Here is a 23,648-nt window from a genome sequence, read left to right as displayed (position 1 = left end):
CAATGAAACACATGCTTGCGTCGGTCTGTCGGTGGCCTGGAACGCATTGGCGTCGGGCCGGATTGTTGGCCCTGGTCGCAGGGCTCGGCGGGTGCGGCGGCGGGGCGCCGCTGTTTACTTCGGACGGGCGCCCGACTACGCAGGTGCAGTGCACCGGCAGTGGCTGGAGCAATTGCACGGACAATGCCCGAGCCATGTGCAACGGGGAATTCGACATCCTCCAGCAATCGACCGATGACGCCGTGCGAAACCTTCTCTTCGCATGCAAGAAGAAAAGCGGTTATTGATCCCGACATGACCGGATGAGGAGACCATAATCGGGTGAAGCGCTTTTCTATTCGCTTGGAGTCGGCTATTTTTCATGAATAACACTCACGGAATCCCATCCATATGGCGACCTACAGGCAACTGACAGCGCAGCTCGAAAGACTTCAGCAAAAGATCGACAAGGAACGCGAAAAGGCAATTAGCGATGCGATTGCCGCGATCCGGGCGAAAATCGAGGAATTCGACATTACGGCGGAAGAACTCGGTTTCCGTCCGTTGGGCACTGCCGCTGCCGCGAAGCCGAAGCGTCCGCTGCCACCGAAGTACCTGAACCCGAAGACGGGCGAAACGTGGAGTGGCCGCGGGCGTGCGCCGGCATGGCTCGGCAAGAACCGCGCGCGTTTCCTGATCAAGGACTGACTCCCGAAAATCCTCACCTTTCGTGTGCTGACTGACGGTGCGAACGGCCAAATGGCCGTCGCACCGTTTTGTTTTTGTATCACCGCAGCGCGAAGCAGGCCGGTGAATCGACGTGCCATGCCGCGCGATTAACGGGTGCCGTTTTGCGAATTCGCTGCGATTCGACCGTATATCTCCGTGAATTCCGGTAAACAACCGCGCAATTGCACGACATGCGCGCGTTGCCATTTGCACGCTTCGCGGTGACTGCGTGCTGCGGTCTGTCATCACCTTTCGCGCATTCACGCAGCGCGATGCGCAATTCCCGAATATGCTCACCATGGCTCCTGTAAATCCTCACCTTTGAGGAGGCGACCGGATCGTCGCATCGCATGCGTTCATCGTGTGCGTCGTGCGCAGGCATCGACGACCGGCCCATGTTGCAGGCGTTGACGCGTGTCGCACAGTCGGCCGTTCGGCATATAGGCAGCCGCATCCCGTTCGCCTATGCTTGGGGTTCGCGTCGATCGGCGCACGGCCCGCCGGGTGCGTGTGCCGGTCGGGTCGTCTTTCGTTAACGTAGGGAGCCGATGTGACCGTCCGCCATCTCGATGCGTTGTTCCAGCCCAGGTCCGTTGCGGTCGTCGGTGCATCGTCGCGCGCGGGGAGTTTCGGCGCGATGGTGTGGGCGCGCGTGCTCGACGGCGCGTTCGACGGGCCCGTGTGGCCCGTCAATCCGAAGTATCGCGAATTGAACGGGCACCGGGTCATCGCCGATGTCGACCGGCTTCCCGCGCCGCCGTCGGTCGCGGTGATCTGCACGCCGCCGGCCACGTGGGCCGGCATCGTGCGCAAGCTCGGCGAGCTCGGCACGCGCGTCGCGGTGATCGTCGGCGAGGTGCGCACCGACGCGGATCGCGCCGCGCTCGATCGCACGCTCAAGGCCGCGAAGCCGTTCGTGCTCCGTATCGTCGGGCCCGGCAGTCTCGGCGTGCTGTCGCCCGCCCGGCATGCGCATTTCGGCGCGCCGGCCTATACGGCGCGATCGGGCGGCGTCGCGTGGGTGTCGCAATCGAACGCGCTGACGAACGCGGTATTGGGCTGGGCCGATGCGCGCGGCCTCGGCTTTTCGCATGTCGTCGCACTCGGCGGCGAGGCCGACGTCGATGCGGGCGACGTGCTCGACTATCTGGCAAGCGATCCCGGCACGCGTGCGATCCTGCTCGAACTCGACACCGTATGCGCCGCGCGCAAGTTCATGTCGGCGGCGCGTGCGGCGGCGCGCAACAAGCCGGTGCTCGCGCTGCGCACCGGGCGCGCCGATCCCGGCGATGCGCTTTACACGGCGGCGTTCCAGCGTGCGGGAATGGTGCGCGTCGATGCGCTCGACGATCTGCTCGACGAGATCGAGACGCTCGGCGTCGGGCGCGTCACTGCGCGTGGCGCGGCGACGCTCGTGACCAGCGACGCGGGTGTCGCGAAACTCGCGGTCGATGCAGTCGCGGAGGTGCGCGACGTGCTGGCCGACTGGCCGGCGGCGGCAACCTCGGCGGTGTCGGCCGCGTTGCCGCATCTCGTCGAGCCCGGCAATCCGCTGGCGCTGGGCGACGATGCGCGCCCCGAGCATTTCGGCGCGGCCATCAAGGCGCTTGCGCCGTTTCCGCAGACGGGCACGCTGTTCGTCGTGCATTCGACGTCTCACAGCGCGCCGGCCGACGCCGTCGCGCGCACGCTGATCGAATCGCGGCAGCATGCGTACCGCGGCATCCTTGCGTGTTTCTTCGGTGGGGTCGACGCAACGACGCGCGACGCACTGCACGCCAACGGCATCCCGGTGCATACGACACCGCAGCGGCTTGCGCGCGCATACGCGCGGCTCGTCGACTACAACCTCGGTCGGCAACTGCTGATGCAGACGCCCGAGGGCACGCCGCCGCAACCGGCCGAGTGCGTCGCGTCCGCACAGGCCGATGCGCGCCGAAGGGTCGAGGCCGGTGAACCCGAACTGGCCGGCGAAGCGGCGCTGCGCTGGCTGTCCCACTTCGGGCTGCACGGCGAGCCGGCTGATGCGCCGGCGGGTGCCAGAGTCGTCGACGTCACGGTCGAGATGTACGACGATTCGAACTTCGGCCCGGTGTTCCGCTATGCCGTGCCGCCGGCGGACGGCATCTCGGCGCCGTTCGTCGTGTACGGGCTGCCGCCGCTGAATACGGTGCTCGCGCGCGCGGTGATGGAGCGTTCGCCGTATGCACGCCGCACGCCCGTCGAACCCACGCTTGGTGCGCTCATTGCGCTGTCGCAAGTCGTATGCGACGTTCGCGAAGTCGTCGCGATGTCGATCACGCTGCGCGTGCTGGCCGATCGTGTGCACGTCATCGCGCCGCGCATCACGCTGGCTACCGGGCGCAGCCGGCTCGCGATCATGCCGTATCCACGCCATCTCGAGCAGACGCTCGAATGGCGCGGCGAGACCGTGACGATCCGCCCGATCCGTCCGGAGGACGAGGAGGCACACAACGAACTGCTTGGCGCGATGACGCCGGACGATTTGCGGATGCGGTTCTTCGGTGCGGTGCGCAGCTTCGATCATTCGCAAGTGGCGCGCATGACGCAGATCGACTACGACCGCGAGATGGCCTTCGTCGTGTCGTTCACCGACGTATCGGGCCGGTCGCACACGCTCGCGGTGGTGCGCGCGGTCGCCGATCCCGACAATGAGACGGCCGAGTTTGCGATCGCGGTGCGGCCCGATCAGAAGGGCAAGGGGCTCGGTCGGCTGCTGATGACCCGTATCATCGACTATGCGCGATCGCGCGGCACGGCGTGGATGATCGGCGAGGCGCTGCGCGAGAACACGGCGATGATCTCGCTGGCGAAGTCGTGCGGTTTCGCGGTATCGACGACGGAAGAACCCGGCGTGGTGGGGTTCAGGATGAAGCTGCAGTCGTAATCGAGGTTGGGTGCAGGCTCGAACGTGCCGCGATGTCGTGCGTCGTCGATACATGCCGCACGGTGTCGGGGGCGTTCATTCATGGTCGCGTGGGCCGGCTCTACTTCGGGCTGCAAAGTATCCAGGCTGATCGAACACGCACAGCGGAAGCCCCCTCGGGACCCGTGCGGAAGCGCGAAGTCATCGATCAGCGACATCGGCGACGGGGCCGTTGCGTGCGTCGACGGCCGGCGTGTACGCACCATTTCGACTGTGCATTCGCGCACCCCGAACCCGCATTCCGCACCCGCAGCGTCCGAAATTCCACAAAGGTGAGACTTTTCGGGAGCCGTGAGTGAGCTTCTCCGGGATGACGGAGGTGAGCCGATGCGGGAGCACTCGGTGAGCTTTCCCGGGAACGGCCGGTGAGCCCTTGCGGGAAGCGCTGGTGAGCCTTTCCGGGAAGGCCGGGTGAGCGTCTGCGGGAGGTGTGGGTGAGGACGTTCGGGAGGCTGCGGTGAGCGTCTCCGGGAGCCTTGGGTGAGCCGTTACGGGATGTGCCGGTGAGCGCTTGCGGGAGGCCGAGGTGAGGCTTTTCGGGAGCCTGCGGACGCAGTGCTCCGGCAGGCGCGGCACCGGCCTCGGCCGGCGTCCGCGCCGTTGCAGGCACGCATGAACCGTGCCCGCAACAGCGTTTACACAGCGAGTTTCGACGCTGCGTCGTTCACCTGGTCGCGCGAAATCGCGAGTTCTTCGAGATGCGCTTCGGCATAGACGCCGCCGGTTTCGCGCTCGAGGCGGGCGATCGTCAGTGCGCAACGCGCGGTGTCCTTCGGCATCGCGATGAAGCGCTTGACCGATTCGCCGGACGTAAACGCGTCGAACAGCGCGCTGCGCACGTCGTCCGGGAGCGTCTTGGTCCATTGGTACGGCTTGCCGTTGAACGTGATCGACGGCGGCAGCGTGCGTTCCTTCTTGGTGGCCGTGATGAGGCCGTAGGTGCGCGCGGCGTCGCCGATCTGCTCGGGCGAGAAGAGCTCGTCGGGCGTGATGTCGAACTGTTCGATGTAGTTCTCGATCGCGAGCATCGCAGCGGCGCGATCGTCGCGCTTCTTCTGCGCGCGCGCGACGATATCGCGCAGCTCGTCCGCTTCCTCGGGCGTGATCGTGAAGCTTGCCTGCTTCTGCTGAAGTTCGGAGAAGCGCTGGAATTCTTGATCGTTCAGAAGTTTGGCCATGACATCCATCAGACACGACGGCCGCGACAACCGGCCGCCGTAGTTTTTGAGAGGGCCGCTATTCTAGCGTAGCGCCGCGCGTGCAGCGCCCGCACCTTCGGCAACGGTCTGGCGAAGGCCGGCGCGAGCGTCCGCGATCCCGCCGCGCATCGCGCACCGGAGCGGCCGCCCGCCGGCCGGGTGGCTGAACGACTGCCGCGCCCGAACGATCGACCGGCTTCAGCGCCGTCGCGCGTTCAATATGTCTCCGCGCGGCACATCGACAGATGGCCGGCCGTATCGCGCAGCCCTGCGACGACCGTGTCGGAGGACGGCGCCATGTGCGCATCGATGCGGCGCATGTACGGGCAGGTCAGCACCGCGATCGCATGGCCGGACGGGCCGAGGATCGGCGCGCTCAGGTCGGTGACGCCGTACGCCTGGCGGCTGTCCTGGCGCAGATAGCCGGACTGCCGGATGGACTGGCACGCGTACGCGAGTTCCTGTTCGTTGATCGGCGCTTCACCCTTGACCTTGCGATGCTCGGCCAGTATGTGCGCGCGCTGCTCGGCACTCTGGAACGACAGCATCACGCGGCCCGACGCCGTATCGGCGAGCCCGACACGCGAGCCGAGCCGCACCGACACGCCCCACGGGCCGGGGCCGTCGACCTGCGCGATCACGAGCAGGTTGCCGCGATCGTAGACTGACAAATGGCACGACTGTTCGGCGGCATCGGCGAAGCGCTGCATCAGCGGCAAGGCTTCGGCGATCAGCCGGTTCATAGGCGGATGCCGGTGGGCGAGTGCGAACAGTTTCAGGCTGAGCGTGTAGCGGTCGCCGCCGGTCGAGCGCATCACGTAGCGGCGGGCAACGAGACGTTCGAGCATCCGGTAGATCTCGCTCGCGTTGCGGCCGAGCTCTTTCGTGATTTCGGTGCGGGTGAGTCCTTCCTTCTGTTCCGACAGGAGTTCGAGGATGTCGAGACCCTTGTCGAGCGCGGGCGCGCGATAGCGATCGGCTGCGCCCATCGACTCCCGTGCGTCGATGCCGGGAAGCGGATTGTTGGTCGTTTGCATTATGTTTGGAAGTCCGGGAATTGCCGATCGGCGGGCGACGCACGCAGGCCCGTTTTGCACGCGGATTCGTCAAGCCGCATGCGGATGTGACCGCCATCCGCGCGAGCTTAACAACAAACTTACAGTGTGCAATGCGGCATCTTTTTACCGATCGTTACCGAGCAAGAACGGATCAGGTGTCGTTCCCGATGACAGGGTCATAACGAATATTCGCAATTCGCTTGCCTGGGATGGAAGAAAAGCGGGATTCGGCGTCGGGCCGAATGTATCGACAGGTCCGATGCTGCGGTGCAACCACGGCAGGCGCACCAATAGTCGGTATCCGTCGCGCGCCATTTCATGGCGGGCCGCCGATGGTACAAAGAGTGGCGGGCCAGCGACGGCGCGGCCGCGCGTGAAGCCGGCCGGCAAGGGCCGGCACATGCCGCGGATGCCGGGCCGTCGTCGCCGATGCGCAGACCGGCGGCCGCCCGTTCGATGCGCGCTGCACCCCGGTGCGGCGCCGCGATCGCTGCGCCTGCGCGAGCCTCGCGCGTCGAACGGCTGCCGGAACCTGGGCCGACGCGCGCCATCGACGATCGACATTCAGTCCGGCGCGTGGCTGTGAGCGGCCGCGTCGGCCGGTATCCTGTCACATTCGACAACAGAGGTTGAGCACGATGAAACTGCTTCGCTATGGCCCGTCCGGCCAGGAAAAGCCCGGAATTCTCGACGCGGACGGCCGGATTCGCGACCTGTCCGCGCACGTGCCGGATCTTGCCGGCGACGCGCTGTCCGACGCCGGTCTCGCGCGGCTGCGCGGGATCGACCCGGCCACGCTGCCGCTCGTCCCCGGCGAGCCGCGCATCGGCGCGTGCGTCGGGCGCGTCGGCAAGTTCATCGGCATTGGCCTGAACTATGCGGACCACGCGGCCGAAGCCGGCATGCCGGTGCCGAAGGAGCCGGTGGTGTTCGGCAAGTGGACGAGTTCGATCTGCGGCCCGAACGACGGCATCGACATTCCAAAGGGCTCGGTGAAGACGGACTGGGAAGTCGAGCTGGGCGTCGTGATCGGCGCGACCTGCAAGGACGTCGACGAAGCGCGCGCGCTCGACTACGTCGCGGGCTACTGCGTCGTCAACGACGTGTCCGAGCGCGAGTGGCAGATCGAGCGCGGCGGCCAGTGGGACAAGGGCAAGGGCTTCGACACGTTCGGCCCGATCGGCCCGTGGCTCGTCACGCGCGACGAGGTGCCCGATCCGCAGCGCCTCGACCTGTGGCTCGAGATCGACGGCCATCGCTATCAGAACGGCAACACGCGCACGATGGTGTTCACCGTCGCGCAACTGATCGCCTACCTGTCGACCTGCATGACGCTGCAACCGGGCGACGTGATCACGACCGGCACGCCGCCGGGCGTCGGGATGGGCATCAAGCCGTCGCCGGTGTTCCTGAAGGCCGGCCAGATGGTGCGCCTCGGGATCGAAGGGCTCGGCGAGCAACTGCAGAGCACGCGCAACGCGCAGTAAGCATTGGCCGGCGCGGGCCGGATCGCGGGCGCAATCAACCGCAACCCGGCCGCGCTGCCCGGCCAGCCGCCCGATCGCCTCGCATGACCGGCGGCGGCCGTCGCGAACCGAACATCGATGCAGCAAAGACAAGGGCCCGATTCCGCGCGATGCGGAATCGGGCCCTTGTCGTTCATCCGGGGCCGTACGAACCGGATCAGACGACGTTGTCCAGCTCGCAATGGGCTTCGAGCCGATACCCGTCGGGGTCGACGACGAATGCCGCGTAATAGCCGGGGCCATAGTGCTCGCGCTTGCCGGGCCCGCCGTTGTCCTGCCCGCCGTGCTGGAGCGCGGCGCGGTAGAACGCGTCGACTTCCACCGGCGACGATGCGCGAAACGACACGTGCAACCCCGAATCGGGATCGGCGACGACCGGACGGGGCGCGTGCTGCAACCACAGCACCGGTTCGGTGGTGCCGTAGCCGAGGGATCCGTCGTCGCTGTACAGCCGCTTGTAGCCGAGCGCGCCGAGCGTGCTGTCGTAGAACGCGCGGCTGCGGTCGATGTGGGCAACGCCGAACGAAAGGTGATCGATCATCTGTGGCTCCTTGAACTGAAGGGGGACGTCAGTGCAGCAAACCTGCTTATAACCACCATGCCAGCCGCTTGTAGCGCAGTGCGCCGAGCGTGCTGTCGTAAAGCGCGTGGCTGCGATCGATGTGGACAACACCGCAGGAAAAGCGATCGATCATCTGTGGCTCCTTGAACTGAAGAGGGGACGTCAGCGCAGCAAGCCTGTTTTCAACCACCATGCTGGTTATGTTGGAAAGCGCCCGGACGCTTGTCAACCAGCATGGTGGTTAGATACGATCGCGTCATGAGCAAAACGCAACCTTCCGTCACGACGGACTGCCTGATTCCGGCCCCGTCTGAAACGCTGAGCATCGATTTCGCGAACACGCTGTACTGGCGCGGCGCCGACGCGCCGACGGAAACCTTCGGCACGCTCGACGACCTGCTCGCGTGGTGCCGGGAGCAGGCGCGCATGCCGGCCTGCGTGGCCGACGCGTGTCGTGCGCAATACTTGAACAACAATGAAGAACCGGCGATGCTGGCGCGCGCGCTCGCGTTGCGCGAGGCGCTGTATCGGCTCTTTCACGCGCAGGCCGAGCGGCGCGAGCCGCAAGCCGACGATCTCGCGCTGCTGGGTGGTTTTCTGGCGGAGGCGGCGCCGCGCGTCGCGCTGGCGCGGGTCGACGGCGGCTATGCGTGGCGGATCGGGGAAGCGGGCGCGACGCTCGCTGGGCTGCTGAGCCCGGTGCTGTGGTCGGCGACCGACCTGCTGGGCGGCGCGCGGCTCGCGAAGGTCAAGCGCTGCGCGAACGACGCATGCCAGTGGCTGTTCATCGACGACAGCAAGAACGGCAGCCGCCGCTGGTGCTCGATGTCGTCGTGCGGCAATCGCGCGAAGGCGTACCGCCACTATCACAAGGCCGATTGACGGGGCCGATGATCCCGCGCGTCACGCCTGTCCCGCTCGCACCTATTTTGCCGACAGCTTCCGCCACAGCGTCGTCTTGCTGATGCCGAGCATCGCGCACGCGCGATCGCGGTCGCCGCCGCACGCGTCGAGCACCGCGCGGATCTCGTCGGCTTCCGCGCGGCGGCGGCGCGCCTGGAGCGTCCGTGCGTCGTCGGCATCGGCATCGGTATCGGTATCGGCCGCGTCGGGCGGCGCCGCGAACAACTCGGGCGCGATCGCCTGCAGCGCGTCGGGCGCGAGCGCCGCGCACGCGGCGCCCGGATCGTTCTCGTCGACTTCCTCGGCCAGCTCCACCGCGATCCGCTCGACCACGTTCTGCAGTTCCCGCACGTTGCCGGGCCACCGGTAGCGCGCGAGCGTCGCCTGCGTCGCGTCGAGCACGCGCATGGCATCGCCGACCTCGCGCACGCGTTCGGCCAGCCGCGGCTCGCGCCGCGCGGCTTGCACGAGCAGCGTGGCCGCGAGCGCCGGAATGTCGGCGGCGCGCTCGCGCAGCGGCGGCAGGCCGACGTTCAGGATGTTGAGCCGGTAATAGAGATCGGCGCGGAACGTGCCGGCCTCCACGGCCGCGAGCAGCGGACGATGCGTCGCGGCGATCACGCGCACGTCGATCCGGATCGGCTCGGTCGAGCCGAGGCGGATCACCTCGCGCTCCTGCAACACGCGCAGCAGCCGGCTTTGCAGCGACGGCGGCATCTCGCCGATCTCGTCGAGAAACAGCGTGCCGCGGTGCGCGGCCTCGAACAGCCCGGTCTTGCCGCCGCGCCGCGCGCCGGTGAACGCGCCTTCCTCGTAGCCGAACAGCTCGCTCTCGAGCAGCGCTTCCGGAAACGCGCCGCAGTTGATCGCGACGAACGGATAGCTGCGCCGCACGGACAGCGCATGCAGGCTCTGCGCGATCATCTCCTTGCCGGTGCCGCTTTCGCCGAGCACGAGCACGGTCGCGTCGGATTTCGCGTAGCGGCGCACGAGATCGCGCACGCGCGCCATCGGCGCGGACGCGCCGATCACGTCGTCGAGCGTGTAGCGCGCGGCGAACTGCTGTGTGTTCGGCTGCGAGCGCAGCGCACGGTCGAGCCGTTCGACCGCGCGCGATTCCTGGAACGTCAGCACGCTGCCCGACGTGACGCCGCGATCGACGAGCGGCCCGCGATGCACGACGTAGCGCACGCCGCGCACGGTCGCAAGCGCGTCGCCGTCCTCGCCGCGCAGCGTGCGCAGCTCGGGTCGCAGGTCGACGAGCGCGCGGCCGACGGCCGCAGCGGGTTCGACCCCGAGCGCCGATGCGAGCCGCTCGTTGATGGCCTCGACGCGGCCGCGCGCGTCGAGCGCAACCACGCCGTCGCGCAGGTGTTGCAGCAGGTTGTCGAGCCGCTGGCGGCGAAACGCCTCGGCGTGCGTCGCGTATGCGACTTCGAGCGCCGTCTCGACAGCCTTGCGCACCGACGCGTGCGAATACAGGAACACCGCGCCCATGCCGGCGCTCGCCGCGAGATCGGTGACGAGGCCGGGGCCGACGATCGTCTCGATGCCGCGATCGTGCAGGTCGTGCACGCAGGCTTCCGCTTCCTGCGCGGACTGATATGACGCAAACTGCACGTCGAGACCGTACGCGGCGACGAAGCGGCGCACTTCCGGCGGCGTCTCGCCGGCGCTGACGAGCGCGATCCGCGACGCGTCGCGCCGTGCGCGCGCGAGTGCCTGCATCACGTCGAAGCCGGTCGGCGACACGACCACGACCGGTACCTGCGCGCGTGTTTTCAGGAAGCCGCCGTTCGAGCCGGCCGCGACGATCACGTCGGGCCGCGCGGTGCCGGCCTCCGCGATCGCGCTCAGCGCGTCTTCGTAAGCGCGCGTGACGATGCGCACGTCGGCGCGTTCGTCGAATTCGCCGGCGATCTCGCGAAACAGGTCGCGCAGGCGGCTGATGCCCATCGCCCAGATGCGCGGGCGCACCGCGCGGTCGGCCGGGCCGACGGGCTTGGTCGAGGAGAGGTCCATGACGATCGATTATGCGCGTGCGATTTCATTTTTGAAATATGAAATTGCCAAATTGAAATCGCCGGACGATGCAGCGCCCGCGCCGGTTGCTTAAGAATCAGTGGGTTAGCCGTGTTTCGCGAGCTGGCCCGGTCCTTGCTGGTAATGGGCATTCCCTCAGGAGGCCGTTCATGAGCAATACGCATCTTCAGAGCGCCGGCGCGAAATTCCGCGCGGCAGTCGCGGCCGAGCAGCCGCTGCAGGTGGTCGGCGCGATCACCGCGTACGCGGCCAAGATGGCGCAGGCCGTCGGCTTCAAGGCCGTCTACCTGTCGGGCGGCGGCGTCGCAGCGAATTCGCTCGGCATCCCCGATCTCGGCATCAGCACGATGGAAGATGTGCTGATCGACGCGAACCGGATCACCAACGCGACCGACCTGCCGCTGCTGGTCGACATCGACACGGGCTGGGGCGGCGCATTCAACATCGCGCGCACGGTCCGCTCGTTCATCAAGGCCGGCGTCGCGGCCGTGCACCTCGAGGACCAGGTCGGCCAGAAGCGCTGCGGCCACCGTCCGGGCAAGGAAGTCGTACCGACCGATGAAATGGTCGATCGCGTGAAGGCCGCGGTCGACGCGCGCACCGACGACCAGTTCGTGATCATGGCCCGCACCGACGCGGCCGCCGCCGAAGGGATCGACGCGGCGATCGAGCGCGCGATCGCCTACGTGGAAGCCGGCGCGGACATGATTTTCCCGGAAGCGATGAAATCGCTCGACGACTACCGCCGCTTCAAGGCCGCCGTGAAGGTGCCGATCCTCGCGAACCTGACCGAGTTCGGCTCGACGCCGCTGTTCACGCTCGACGAACTGCGCGAGGCGAACGTCGACATCGCGCTTTACTGCTGTGGCGCGTATCGCGCGATGAACAAGGCCGCGCTGAATTTCTACGAGACGCTGCGCCGCGACGGCACGCAGAAGGCCGCCGTGCCGACGATGCAGACCCGCGCCGAGCTGTACGACTTCCTCGGCTATCACGCGTACGAGCAGAAGCTCGACGAACTGTTCGCGCAGGGCAAGAAGTAACGCGGCTCGCGCGCCGGGACTCGTATCCCGGAACGCATTGCATGAAGCCGGGCCGCGCGCCGACGCGCCGGGCCCGGCCGAGATCCGGCTTTGCATGGGACCGGACCAAGCGCTGAAGCGCCAAGTCCGGTCGACCGCGAAGCATGGGACCGGACTAAGCGCTGAAGCGCCAAGTCGGGTCGACCGCGAAGCATGGGACCGGACTAAGCGCTGAAGCGCCAAGTCGGGTCGACCGCGAAGCATGGGACCGGACTAAGCGCTGAAGCGCTAAGTCGGGTCGACCGCGAAGCATGGGACCGGACTAAGCGCTGAAGCGCTAAGTCCGGTCGACACAGAGACACCTATTGGAGAACGGAAACATGAGCGAGACGAAAGACGCAGCAGCACCGGCAGCCGCAGGCGCCTTCAAGCCGAAGAAGTCGGTGGCGCTGTCGGGCGTGACGGCGGGCAACACGGCGCTGTGCACGGTCGGCAAGACCGGCAACGACCTGCACTACCGCGGCTACGACATTCTCGACGTCGCCGAATCGTGCGAGTTCGAGGAAATCGCGCACCTGCTCGTGCACGGCACGCTCCCGAACCTGACCGAACTGGCCGCGTACAAGACCAAGCTGCGCGCGATGCGCGGCCTGCCGAACGCACTGAAGGCCGCGCTCGAGCAGATCCCGGCTTCCGCTCACCCGATGGACGTGATGCGCACCGGCGTGTCGGTGCTCGGCACGGTGCTGCCGGAGAAGGACGACCACAACCTGCCGGGCGCGCGCGACATCGCCGACCGCCTGATGGCATCGCTCGGCTCGATCCTGCTGTACTGGTATCACTTCTCGCACAACGGCAAGCGCATCGAGACGGAAACCGACGACGACTCGATCGGCGGCCATTTCCTGCACCTGCTGCACGGCAAGACGCCGTCGAAGTCGTGGGTCGACGCGATGCACACGTCGCTGATCCTGTACGCGGAGCACGAGTTCAACGCATCGACCTTCACCGGCCGCGTGATCGCGGGCACGGGCTCGGACATCTACTCGGCGATCACCGGCGCGATCGGCGCGCTGCGCGGGCCGAAGCACGGCGGCGCGAACGAAGTCGCGTATGAAATCCAGAGCCGCTACACCTCGCCGGACGACGCCGAAGCCGACATCCGCCGCCGCGTCGAGAACAAGGAAGTCGTGATCGGCTTCGGCCACCCGGTCTACACGATCTCCGATCCGCGCAACAAGGTGATCAAGGGCGTCGCGCACAAGCTGTCGAAGGAAGCGGGCGACCTGAAGCTGTACAACATCGCCGAGCGCCTCGAATCGGTGATGTGGGAGGCGAAGAAGATGTTCCCGAACCTCGACTGGTTCAGCGCCGTGTCGTATCACATGATGGGTGTGCCGACCGCGATGTTCACGCCGCTGTTCGTGATCTCGCGCACGTCGGGCTGGAGCGCGCACATCATCGAGCAGCGCATCGACAACAAGATCATCCGCCCGAGCGCGAACTACACGGGTCCGGAAGACCTGCAGTTCGTGCCGATCGAAAAGCGCTGATCGCCCGCCGCGCGCACCGGCGCCCGTGATGCGGGCCGCCGGCGCGCGCGGAACGTCTTACCCCGAATTCCGCCCCACATCATGAATACCGCCAACCGCAAACCCCTGCCCGGCACGTCGCTGGACTACTTCGACGCGCGTGCCGCGGTCGAAGCGATCGCACCCGGCGCGTACGACACGCTGCCGTACACGTCGCGCGTGCTCGCCGAAAACCTCGTGCGCCGCGCCGATCCGGCGATCCTCGCCGATTCGCTGAAGCAGATCATCGAGCGCAAGCGCGAGCGTGACTTCCCGTGGTTCCCGGCGCGCGTGGTGTGCCACGACATCCTCGGCCAGACGGCGCTCGTCGACCTCGCGGGCCTGCGCGACGCGATCGCGGAGCGCGGCGGCGACCCGGCGAAGGTGAACCCGGTCGTGCCCGTGCAGCTGATCGTCGACCACTCGCTCGCCGTCGAGTGCGGCGGCTTCGATCCGGACGCGTTCGCGAAGAACCGCGCGATCGAGGATCGTCGCAACGAGGATCGCTTCCACTTCATCGAATGGACCAAGCAGTCGTTCGAGAACGTCGACGTGATCCCGCCGGGCAACGGCATCATGCACCAGATCAACCTGGAGAAGATGTCGCCGGTGATCCAGGCACAGGACGGCGTCGCGTATCCGGACACCTGCGTCGGCACCGACAGCCACACGCCGCACGTCGACGCGCTCGGCGTGATCGCGATCGGCGTCGGTGGCCTGGAGGCGGAGAACGTGATGCTCGGCCGCGCATCGTGGATGCGCCTGCCCGACATCGTCGGCGTCGAGCTGACCGGCAAGCGCCAGCCCGGCATCACCGCGACCGACGTCGTGCTCGCGCTGACCGAGTTCCTGCGCAAGGAAAAGGTGGTCGGCGCGTACCTGGAATTCCGCGGTGCGGGCGCGGCGAGCCTCACGCTCGGCGACCGCGCGACGATCTCGAACATGGCGCCCGAATACGGCGCGACGGCCGCGATGTTCTTCATCGACGGCCAGACGACCGACTACCTGCGCCTCACCGGCCGCAGCGACGAGCAGGTGAAGCTGGTCGAGACCTACGCGAAGGCGGCGGGCCTGTGGGTCGATACGCTGAACAATGCGCAGTACGAGCGCACGCTGACGTTCGACCTGTCGAGCGTGGTGCGCAACATGGCCGGCCCGTCGAACCCGCACAAGCGGCTGCCGACGTCCGACCTCGCCGCGCGCGGGATCGCCGGCGCGTGGGAAGAGAAGGCGGGCGAGATGCCCGACGGTGCGGTGATCATCGCCGCGATCACGAGCTGCACGAACACCAGCAACCCGCGCAACGTGATTGCAGCCGCCTTGCTCGCGCGCAACGCGAACGCGAAGGGCCTCACGCGCAAGCCGTGGGTGAAGAGCTCGCTCGCGCCGGGATCGAAGGCGGTCGAGCTGTATCTGGAAGAAGCGAACCTGCTGCCGGAACTCGAGAAGCTCGGCTTCGGCATCGTCGCGTTCGCGTGCACGACCTGCAACGGGATGTCGGGCGCGCTCGATCCGAAGATCCAGCAGGAGATCGTCGACCGCGACCTGTACGCGACGGCCGTGCTGTCCGGCAACCGCAACTTCGACGGCCGCATCCATCCGTATGCAAAGCAGGCGTTCCTCGCGTCGCCGCCGCTCGTCGTCGCGTATGCGATCGCCGGCACGATCCGCTTCGACATCGAGAAGGACGTACTCGGCCACGACCAGGACGGCAAGCCCGTCACGCTGAAGGACATCTGGCCGACCGACGAGGAGATCGACGCGATCGTCGCGTCGAGCGTGAAGCCCGAGCAGTTCCGCAAGGTCTACGAACCGATGTTCGCGCGCACGGCCGATGCCGGCGAGCGCGCGGCGCCGCTGTACGACTGGCGCGCGCAGAGCACCTACATCCGCCGTCCGCCGTACTGGGAAGGCGCGCTGGCCGGCGAACGCACGCTCAAGGGCATGCGCCCGCTCGCGGTGCTCGGCGACAACATCACGACCGACCACCTGTCGCCGTCGAACGCGATCCTCGCGAACAGCGCGGCCGGTGAGTACCTGGCCAAGATGGGCCTGCCGGAAGAAGACTTCAACTCGTACGCGACGCACCGGGGAGACCACCTGACCGCGCAGCGCGCGACCTTCGCGAACCCGACGCTGATCAACGAGATGGCGGTCGTCGACGGCGCGGTGAAGAAGGGCTCGCTCGCGCGCGTCGAGCCGGAAGGCCAGGTCATGCGGATGTGGGAAGCGATCGAAACCTACATGAATCGCAAGCAGCCGCTGATCGTGATCGCCGGCGCCGACTACGGCCAGGGCTCGTCGCGCGACTGGGCCGCGAAGGGCGTGCGGCTCGCGGGCGTCGAGGTGATCGTCGCCGAAGGGTTCGAGCGGATCCACCGCACGAACCTGATCGGGATGGGCGTGCTGCCGCTCGAGTTCAAGCCGGGCACGAACCGCACCACGCTCGGCGTCGACGGCACCGAGACCTTCGACGTGATCGGCGAGCGCACGCCGCGCGCCGATCTCACGCTGGTGATTCATCGCAAGAACGGCGAACGCGTCGAGGTACCGGTGACGTGCCGGCTCGATACGGCCGAGGAAGTGTCGATCTACGACGCGGGCGGCGTGCTGCAGCGTTTCGCGCAGGACTTCCTCGAATCGTCGCAGGCGGCATGACCGGGTCACACAGGGATAACGCAAACATGGCTCACATTCCTCAAATCAGGATTCCGGCGACCTACATCCGCGGCGGCACCAGCAAGGGCGTGTTCTTCCGGCTGCAGGACCTGCCGGACGCCGCGCAGGCGCCGGGCGCCGCGCGCGACGCGCTGCTGCTGCGCGTGATCGGCAGCCCCGATCCGTACGGCAAGCAGATCGACGGGATGGGCGGCGCGACGTCGTCCACCAGCAAGACGGTGATCGTGTCGAAGAGCACGCGGCCCGGCCACGACGTCGACTACCTGTTCGGGCAGGTCGCGATCGACAAGGCGTTCGTCGACTGGACCGGCAACTGCGGCAACCTGTCGGCGGCGGTCGGCCCGTTCGCGATCAGCGGCGGCCTCGTGGAGGCGTCGCGCGTGCCGCGCGACGGCGTCGCGACCGTGCGGATCTGGCAGGCGAACATCGGCAAGACGATCGTTGCGCACGTGCCGATCACGAACGGCGCGGTGCAGGAGACGGGTGATTTCGAGCTGGATGGCGTCACGTTCCCGGCCGCCGAAGTGCAGCTCGAATTCATGGACCCGGCTGCCGACGAAGAAGGCTCGGGCGGGTCGATGTTCCCGACCGGCAACCTCGTCGACGATCTGGCGGTGCCCGGCATCGGCACGCTGAAGGCGACGATGATCAACGCGGGGATTCCGACCATCTTCGTCGAGGCCGAAGCGATCGGCTACACGGGCACGGAGCTGCAGGACGCGATCAACGGCGACGCGAAGGCGCTCGAGAAGTTCGAGACGATCCGCGCGCACGGCGCGCTGCGCATGGGCCTGATCGACACGCTCGACGAGATCGCGACGCGCCAGCACACGCCGAAGGTCGCGTTCGTCGCGAAGCCGGCCGACTATGTCGCGTCGAGCGGCAAGCGCGTGAACGCAGGCGACGTCGACCTGCTGGTGCGTGCGATGTCGATGGGCAAGCTGCACCACGCGATGATGGGCACGGCGGCGGTCGCGATCGGCACGGCCGCGGCGATTCCCGGCACGCTGGTCAATCTCGCGGCGGGCGGCGGCGAACGCAACGCGGTGCGCTTCGGGCATCCGTCGGGCACGCTGCGCGTCGGCGCGGAAGCCCGGCTCGAGAACGGCGAATGGACCGTCACGAAGGCGATCATGAGCCGCAGCGCACGCGTGCTGATGGAAGGCTGGGTGCGGGTGCCGGGGGATGCGTTCTGACGCTCGACGGTTCGTGCGCGCGAGCTGGCGCGGCTGAAGCTTGACCCGATCCCTGCGCAGCGAATCCGCTACGCAGGGATTTTTCGTTTGATGCATGCGTGGCGGCGCCGAGGCGATGAGCAAAGCATCGAACCGGCGCGCTAACGCTGGTTGACCGCAAGGCATGGGACCTGCGTAAGCGCCAAGGCGCTAACGCGGATCGACCGCGAAGCATGGGACCTGCGTAAGCGCCAAGGCGCTAATGCGGGTTGACCGCGAAGCATGGGACCTGCGTAAGCGCTGAAGTGCTAACGCGGGTCGACCGCGAAGCATGGGACCTGCGTAAGCGCTAAAGCGCTAACGCGGGTCGACCGCGAAGCATGGGACCCACGTAAGCGCTAAAGCGCTAACGTGGGTCGACCGCGAAGCATGGGACCCACGTAAGCGCTAAAGCGCTAACGTGGGTCGACAGGAGAATCGTATGTCGCTTGGTGCGCCGCTTTCCAGCGTCCATATCGTCGAATTCGAAGGTCTCGGCCCCGGCCCGCTCGCAGGCTGGATGCTCGCCGGGATGGGGGCGCGCATCACGCTGATCGCGCGCCCGGCCGGCAGAACGAGCGCGCCGGATGCACTGCAGGGGCGCGATGGCGACCTGTTGCGCGAAGGCAAGACGATCGTCGAACTCGATCTGAAGTCGCCGGCAGGCCGCGACGCGGCGCTCGCGCTGATCGCGCAGGCCGACGCGCTGATCGAAGGGCTGCGGCCCGGCGTGATGGAGCGCCTCGGCCTCGGGCCCGACGAGTGCGCACGCCGCAATCCGAAGCTCGTGTATGGGCGGATGACCGGCTGGGGCCAGCACGGGCCGCTCGCGACGGCCGCCGGACATGACCTGAACTACGTCGCGCTGACGGGGCTGCTGTCGCTGTCAGCGCCGCGCGACGGCCGGCCCGGCGTGCCGCCGACGGTCGTCGGCGATGCGGGCGGCGCGCTCGGGCTCGCGTTCGGGATCGTCTGCGCGCTGTTTGACGTGCGCGGCGGCGGCCCGGGGCGCGTGGTCGACGGCGCGATCGTCGACATCGTGTCGATGCTCGGTTCGCTCGCGCTGTGGGCGCGCGCGAACGGGCAGCTCGACGGTGCGCAGCCGAGCCTCTTTCACGACGCACCGTTCTATGACGTGTATCGCTGCGCGGACGGCGAATGCGTGACGATCGGCGCGCTCGAGCCGCCGTTCTATGCGCTGCTGGTCGAACGGCTCGGGTTGACCGACGTCGATCCGGCGTCCCAATACGATCGCGCGCGCTGGCCCGCGCTGAAGGTGCGTTTCGCGGAGGTATTCGCGCAGCAGCCGTCCGCGCACTGGCGCACGCTGCTCGAAGGTACCGACGCGTGCTTTGCGCCGCTGCTGAGCGTGGCCGACGCGGTGGAGCATCCGCACAATGCGGCGCGCGGGATTTACCGTACCGACGCGAATGGCAATATTCGGGCGCGCGTGGCGCCGCGGTTCCTGCCGTTGACGGGGGAAAAGGGTTAAGCGTCCCGGAATTGGATGCATTCCGGACTAAGCAATGCTGTTTTATCTCGATTCGACACTGCACCAAACCCAATGGAGGAACCAGCGTCGCCACCGGCTACCAGAGCACGTCACGACGATGAGTTGCGAGCCGTCGCCGGTGCAAATCAAACCGAGCACGAGCCGAAGTCCGAGCATTCCGGTGAATGACAGGATGACGACTGGCCGGCCGCATCGAGCTATAGGTGGCAAAAAGAATAATTCGCGCCATTTAGGGAATATTCGTACCGCGGTGGGGATATTGACGGAGATTTTGGCGTCGAGTCGGACGGGAAGGCAGTACACGTCGAAGTCGCGCGGAACCGCATCAGGACACGGAGTAAGACTCGCCGAAACACCTCATCGGCGCACCGGACTCACGCCGTTTCCTCCGGCGCATCCGGCATCTTGCCGTCGCCGACGCGGTTGATCGTGCCTTGTGCGATCGCGACGAGGCGCTCGTGATCGCCGTCGATGACGAACACATGACATTGGCAGGTCGCCTGGTGCCGGCCCGCGTAGACGACCTTTGCGCGCGCGACGAGCGTGCCGCTGACGGCCGGCCGCAGGTAGTTGATCTTGTATTCGGCGGTGATGACGCGCGGGCCGAGCACGAGCGCGCCGGCGAACGTCAGCGCGTTGTCGGCGAGATAACCGATCACGCCGCCGTGCACGAAGCCGTGCTGCTGCCGCAACTCTTCCCGTACGGGCAGGCACAGCGACACCTCGTTGTCGCCGATGTGCATCAGCTCCGTGCCCAGCAGCATGCTGAACGGTTGCGCGCGCAATGCGCCGCGCGCGTGGTCCGTGATGTCCGTCATCGACTTTCCTCACAATGCGTGTCCGCTTGCGCTGAACTCTAGGAAGGGGGCTGCGGATAAGCAAGGAAATTCGTCCGCGTTTCTTGCGATTGCCGATGCGGTGCGACGCGATTATTGCGTCGAATGTGGGCATTGTCCTCGTTTGCGGGCGATTCGGCGGAAAAGACGGCGCCCCTGACCGGCCGTCTCTAAAGTCCGACGAAGAAATGCCGCTAATGCCGGGGCATTGTTCATTGCTCCATCGTCGGCTCTCCAGGAATCTCCCCCATGTTCGGAAAAATCAAGCTCGCGTCGGGTCTGCTCGGCGTGTTGACCGTGTTTTGCCTCTTCCTGTTCGCGATCGAGGCGCTCGGCTTCTGGGCGCTCGCGTCGACGCGCAGCGGCGTCGACGATCTGTCGAACGTCGCGATTTCGCAGGTCGACGCGGCCAGCCAGGCGACCGAGCGCCTGCTCGACGCGCGCGTCAACCTGTCGCGCGCCGGCACGCGGATGGTGCGCGGCGGCCCGAAGCCCGACGACATCATCCGTCATGCGAGCGCGTCGCTCGCCGAAGCGGACAAGGCGTTCGCCGCACTGACGGCCGCGCAGCCCGTCGACGAAACGAACCGCGCACGCGTCGCGGCGCTCGCCGAGCGCTATCGCGCGCTGCGCGGCGCGCTGGGCGAACTCGTGCAGTTCCTCGACGCCGACAACATCCAGGCGTTCCTCGACCAGCCGACGCAAGGCTTCCAGGACGCGTACCTCGCCGAACTGCACCGCTTCGCCGATTACGGCGGCGCATCGAGCCGCGACGCGCTCGGCACGATCGACAGCGGGATGCAGTGGTTCAAGTGGGTCGGCATCGTGCTGCTGGTGGCGATGCTGGCGGCGAGCGCGGCCATCTACGCGGCCGCGCGGCGCGCGGTCGTCGCGCCGCTGGACGAAGCCGGCCGCCATTTCGAGCGGATCGCGCAGGGCCGGCTCGACGAGGCCGTGCGGGCCGGCGGCGTGTTCGAGATCGACCGGATGCTGCGCGGCCTCGCCGCGATGCAGGCAAGCATCGCGGACACCGTGCGCACGGTGCGTCACGCGTCCGACGCGATCCACCTCGGCGCGGGCGAGATCGCCGGCGGCAACGCAGACCTGTCCGCGCGGACGGGCACGCAGGCCGCGTCGCTCGAGGAAACCGCCGCGAGCATGGAGGAACTGACCGCGACCGTCCGCCAGAACACCGACAGCGCGCGCGCGGCCAGCGCGCTGGCCGACGCGGCGCTCGACGCGACGCGCCATGGCGGCGGCGTGGTCGACAGCGTGATCGACCGGATGCGCGGCATCGCGCAGAGCTCGGGACGGATCGCGGAGATCATTTCGGTGATCGACGGCATCGCGTTCCAGACCAACATCCTCGCGCTGAACGCGGCGGTCGAGGCCGCGCGGGCCGGCGAGCAGGGCCGCGGTTTCGCGGTGGTCGCGGGCGAAGTGCGCTCGCTCGCGCAGCGCAGCGCGCAATCGGCGAAGGAGATCAAGGCGCTGATCGAGGAATCGGTCGCGCAGATCGACGGCGGCTCGGAGCTTGTCGAGCGTGCCGGCGACGCGATGCGGACGGTGTCGGCGTCGATCACACGGGTCGTGCAGACGATGTCGGAGATCACTGCCGCGTCGGTCGAGCAGAGCGTCGGCATCGAGCAGGTGAACCAGGCCGTCACGCAGATGGATCAGCTGACGCAGCAGAACGCGGCACTGGTGGAGGAAGTCGCGGCGGCGGCCGCGTCGCTGAACGACCAGACCGCGCACCTGATGCAGGCGGTGTCGGTGTTCGAACTGGGCGACGCGCGCGCCGGTCGCGGTGTGCGCGATGCGGGCGCGGCGTCGTTCGACGGCGCGGGTTACGAACCGGCCGGCAGCGCCGCGTAGGCGGTCGCGAGGTGGTAGGGCGTCGTCGACGGCATGTCGGCGCGCGACACCTGCCCGTCCGCCGTCTTGCACTCGAACCAGCCGCGCGGATGCAGGAAGCGCGCGGCGAAGCGCTCGATCTGCTGCGCGAGCGGCGCGGACGCCGGCGTGCCGCCGTGCGTCGCGAGCGCGCGCAGGTATTCGGTCTGCGCCCAGATCCGCTGCGTGCTGTCGAGGCACGCGCCTTGCGCGTCCACTGCCGCGCACACGGCACCCGTCTGCGCATCGATCCCGTGCTGCTCGGCGAACGCGAACGCGCGCGCGAGCGCGTCAGGGAGCCCGGTTTGCGCGAGCCGTGCACCGGCCGCATCGACCAGATAGAACCATTCGAATTGATGGCCGGGCTCGAAGCGGTTGTCGGCCGCACCGAGCGGCAGCTCGGCGACGCAGCCGGTCGCCGTATCGACGAACGTGCGCTCGACGGCCTGTGCGGTGTGCGCCAGCGCATCGTCGAACGCCGCGTCGCCGAACGCATCGGCCGCTGCGAGCCACGCTTCGGTCAGGTGCATCAGCGGGTTCTGCAGCGCGCCGCTGCCCGATGACGAGAAATCGGCGTGACGTGCGGCGTCGAGTAGCGCGTTGCCCGGTTGCGGCGCGAAGCGGTCCTGGATCAGCGCGGCGGTTTCCTCGGCGACCGTGCGCGCCGCGGCGTCGCCCGACGCCGCATGCCAGGCGGCACACGCGAACACCATGAACGCGTGGGTATAGAGGTCTTTCGTCGTGTCGAGCGGCGCGCCTTGCGCGTCGACGCTGTAGAACCAGCCGCCGTGGCGCGGGTCGCGGAAGCGGCTGCACAGCGAGTCGAACAGCGTGGCCGCGTGCGCGGTGTTGCCGGCCTGCGCGAACACGAACAGTTGCCGCGCACATGCCATGGCGCGATAACGGGTAACGGGCAGCGGTGCGTGGCTGGCCGGATCGACGGCCTCGAACGGCAGCCGTAGTGTCTGGTCGAACCCTGAACCCTGCCAGATCGGCAAGATGACGTGCGCAAAATGGTCGCGCAATCGGGCGGTCTGGGTGGAAGCGGAATCGGGAACGGACATGGCGGGGTTGAGCGCTTGGATCGAGTCGAGTCGGCGCGGCCCGGAGCGGCGCGGCCGGGGCCAAGGATATAACATTCCGCGCGGCCGTCCTCAAAAAAGGAGATAAATCGCATGCTGAGCAACCTGGAACTCGTGATGCGACTGGTTCTCGCGGCGGCGCTCGGCAGCGTCATCGGCTTCGAGCGCGAGCGCCTTTCATGGGCGGCGGGCCTGCGCACGCACATGCTGGTCTGCGTCGGCTCGACGCTCATCATGATCGTGTCGGCATTCGGTTTCGCCGATGTGCTCGGCAGCAGCGAACACATCGTGCTCGATCCGTCGCGGATCGCCGCGCAGGTGGTGTCGGGCATCGGTTTCCTCGGCGCGGGCTCGATCCTGCTGCGCGGCGAGATCGTGCGCGGGCTGACGACGGCCGCGAGCCTGTGGTCGGTCGCCGCGATCGGCCTCGCGGTGGGCGGCGGCCTGTACGTCGCAGCGATTTCCGCGACGATCATCATCCTGATCATCCTGGCCGGCATCAAGCCGCTCGAGCGGCGCTACTTCACGGTGCGGCAGCGCCGCCAGCTTGCGCTGACGGTGGTGAGCGGCACACTGACGTTCGATTCGCTGCACGCGGCGCTCGGCCCCGACAGCGCGCGTGTGAAGCAGTTCATCGTGCAGCGCGCCGATGACACGGGCGAGCACGACGAAGTGCGCATCGCGCTCGGGCGCGTGTCGGATCTGGAGTATCGCGCGATCTGCGACAAGCTCCGTGGGCTGTCGTGCGTTACGCGCTTCGAGGAAGGCAGCGGATTGTCGGACGACGAATAGACGGCATCGGAACGGCCGGTTCGGCGATCGGTCATGCGACAATGGCTGGTCACTGATTCCGTTCGACATCCGGTTCCGCGTTCGCGGGCCTGTAATCCGA

The 23,648-nt window shown here is 67.5% G+C and carries 18 protein-coding genes; 12 read left to right on the top strand and 6 right to left on the bottom strand.

From position 1 onward, the window contains the following. The first annotated feature begins 2 nt into the window (after nt 1-2). The 3 genes from PI86_RS02735 to PI86_RS02725 all read left to right on the top strand — a co-directional run bounded on the left by PI86_RS02735 (nt 3) and on the right by PI86_RS02725 (nt 3,616). The gene (locus tag PI86_RS02735; RefSeq protein ID WP_014900834.1) at nt 3-287 is read left to right on the top strand and encodes a hypothetical protein; all 285 of its coding nucleotides are present in this window, start codon (nt 3-5) and stop codon (nt 285-287) included. Between the two features lie 103 nt (nt 288-390). After that, complete coding sequence (locus tag PI86_RS02730; protein ID WP_039318519.1) at nt 391-687, top strand: H-NS histone family protein; 297 nt, start codon at nt 391-393, stop codon at nt 685-687. 571 nt (nt 688-1,258) lie between these two features. Then, nucleotides 1,259-3,616 (top strand): GNAT family N-acetyltransferase, encoded by a 2,358-nt coding sequence (locus tag PI86_RS02725; protein ID WP_039318517.1) that lies wholly within the window; start codon nt 1,259-1,261, stop codon nt 3,614-3,616. A 674-nt stretch (nt 3,617-4,290) separates the two neighbouring features. On the opposite strand, the gene PI86_RS02720 is transcribed toward PI86_RS02725, so the two are convergent. After that, on the bottom strand, nt 4,291-4,842 hold the full coding sequence (locus PI86_RS02720; RefSeq protein ID WP_014900837.1) for a hypothetical protein: 552 nt from the start codon (nt 4,840-4,842) through the stop codon (nt 4,291-4,293). Between the two features lie 227 nt (nt 4,843-5,069). Beyond that, nucleotides 5,070-5,891 (bottom strand): IclR family transcriptional regulator, encoded by an 822-nt coding sequence (locus PI86_RS02715; protein ID WP_014900838.1) that lies wholly within the window; start codon nt 5,889-5,891, stop codon nt 5,070-5,072. 659 nt (nt 5,892-6,550) lie between these two features. On the opposite strand from PI86_RS02715, the gene PI86_RS02710 reads away from it, so the two are divergent. Further along, a complete protein-coding gene (locus PI86_RS02710; RefSeq protein WP_039318516.1) occupies nt 6,551-7,399 on the top strand; it encodes an ureidoglycolate lyase in 849 nt (282 codons plus the stop codon). A gap of 196 nt (nt 7,400-7,595) precedes the next feature. On the opposite strand, the gene PI86_RS02705 is transcribed toward PI86_RS02710, so the two are convergent. Next, entirely contained in the window at nt 7,596-7,979 is a 384-nt protein-coding gene (locus PI86_RS02705; protein WP_039318514.1) for a VOC family protein, read from the bottom strand. Nucleotides 7,980-8,258: 279 nt separating this feature from the next. On the opposite strand from PI86_RS02705, the gene PI86_RS02700 reads away from it, so the two are divergent. Further along, complete coding sequence (locus PI86_RS02700; protein ID WP_014900842.1) at nt 8,259-8,882, top strand: CGNR zinc finger domain-containing protein; 624 nt, start codon at nt 8,259-8,261, stop codon at nt 8,880-8,882. A gap of 42 nt (nt 8,883-8,924) precedes the next feature. Here the strand turns inward: PI86_RS02700 and prpR are convergent, their stop codons facing one another. Further along, nucleotides 8,925-10,925, bottom strand: coding sequence for a propionate catabolism operon regulatory protein PrpR (gene prpR / locus PI86_RS02695; protein ID WP_039318511.1), 2,001 nt, complete (start codon nt 10,923-10,925; stop codon nt 8,925-8,927). 170 nt (nt 10,926-11,095) lie between these two features. On the opposite strand from prpR, the gene prpB reads away from it, so the two are divergent. The 5 genes from prpB to PI86_RS02670 all read left to right on the top strand — a co-directional run bounded on the left by prpB (nt 11,096) and on the right by PI86_RS02670 (nt 18,924). Then, on the top strand, nt 11,096-11,989 hold the full coding sequence (gene prpB / locus PI86_RS02690) for a methylisocitrate lyase (protein WP_039318510.1): 894 nt from the start codon (nt 11,096-11,098) through the stop codon (nt 11,987-11,989). A 359-nt stretch (nt 11,990-12,348) separates the two neighbouring features. Beyond that, nucleotides 12,349-13,521 carry a bifunctional 2-methylcitrate synthase/citrate synthase gene (gene prpC, locus PI86_RS02685; RefSeq protein WP_014900845.1) on the top strand — a complete coding sequence of 391 codons (1,173 nt, stop codon included), beginning with the start codon at nt 12,349-12,351 and terminating at the stop codon, nt 13,519-13,521. Between the two features lie 81 nt (nt 13,522-13,602). Beyond that, nucleotides 13,603-16,197, top strand: coding sequence for a Fe/S-dependent 2-methylisocitrate dehydratase AcnD (gene acnD, locus PI86_RS02680; protein ID WP_039318509.1), 2,595 nt, complete (start codon nt 13,603-13,605; stop codon nt 16,195-16,197). 26 nt (nt 16,198-16,223) lie between these two features. After that, nucleotides 16,224-17,414 carry a 2-methylaconitate cis-trans isomerase PrpF gene (gene prpF / locus PI86_RS02675; protein ID WP_039318507.1) on the top strand — a complete coding sequence of 397 codons (1,191 nt, stop codon included), beginning with the start codon at nt 16,224-16,226 and terminating at the stop codon, nt 17,412-17,414. A gap of 460 nt (nt 17,415-17,874) precedes the next feature. After that, a complete protein-coding gene (locus PI86_RS02670; RefSeq protein ID WP_039318506.1) occupies nt 17,875-18,924 on the top strand; it encodes a CaiB/BaiF CoA transferase family protein in 1,050 nt (349 codons plus the stop codon). 395 nt (nt 18,925-19,319) lie between these two features. Here PI86_RS02670 and PI86_RS02665 read toward each other — a convergent pair whose 3' ends face one another. Further along, nucleotides 19,320-19,763 carry a PaaI family thioesterase gene (locus PI86_RS02665; protein ID WP_014900849.1) on the bottom strand — a complete coding sequence of 148 codons (444 nt, stop codon included), beginning with the start codon at nt 19,761-19,763 and terminating at the stop codon, nt 19,320-19,322. Nucleotides 19,764-20,030: 267 nt separating this feature from the next. Here PI86_RS02665 and PI86_RS02660 point away from each other — a divergent pair, with 267 nt between their 5' ends. Further along, the gene (locus tag PI86_RS02660) at nt 20,031-21,656 is read left to right on the top strand and encodes a methyl-accepting chemotaxis protein (protein WP_039318505.1); all 1,626 of its coding nucleotides are present in this window, start codon (nt 20,031-20,033) and stop codon (nt 21,654-21,656) included. Here PI86_RS02660 and PI86_RS02655 read toward each other — a convergent pair. Continuing rightward, complete coding sequence (locus PI86_RS02655; protein WP_039318503.1) at nt 21,629-22,738, bottom strand: AGE family epimerase/isomerase; 1,110 nt, start codon at nt 22,736-22,738, stop codon at nt 21,629-21,631. The genes PI86_RS02660 and PI86_RS02655 overlap by 28 nt on opposite strands. 111 nt (nt 22,739-22,849) lie before the next feature. Here PI86_RS02655 and PI86_RS02650 point away from each other — a divergent pair, with 111 nt between their 5' ends. Continuing rightward, nucleotides 22,850-23,548 (top strand): MgtC/SapB family protein, encoded by a 699-nt coding sequence (locus PI86_RS02650; protein WP_039318502.1) that lies wholly within the window; start codon nt 22,850-22,852, stop codon nt 23,546-23,548. The last annotated feature ends 100 nt before the right edge of the window (nt 23,549-23,648 follow it).

Source organism: Burkholderia sp. A9 (assembly GCF_000801975.1).
The sequence above is the reverse complement of the archived record's forward strand: the minus strand, read 5'-3'. Positions and strand labels throughout refer to the sequence as shown.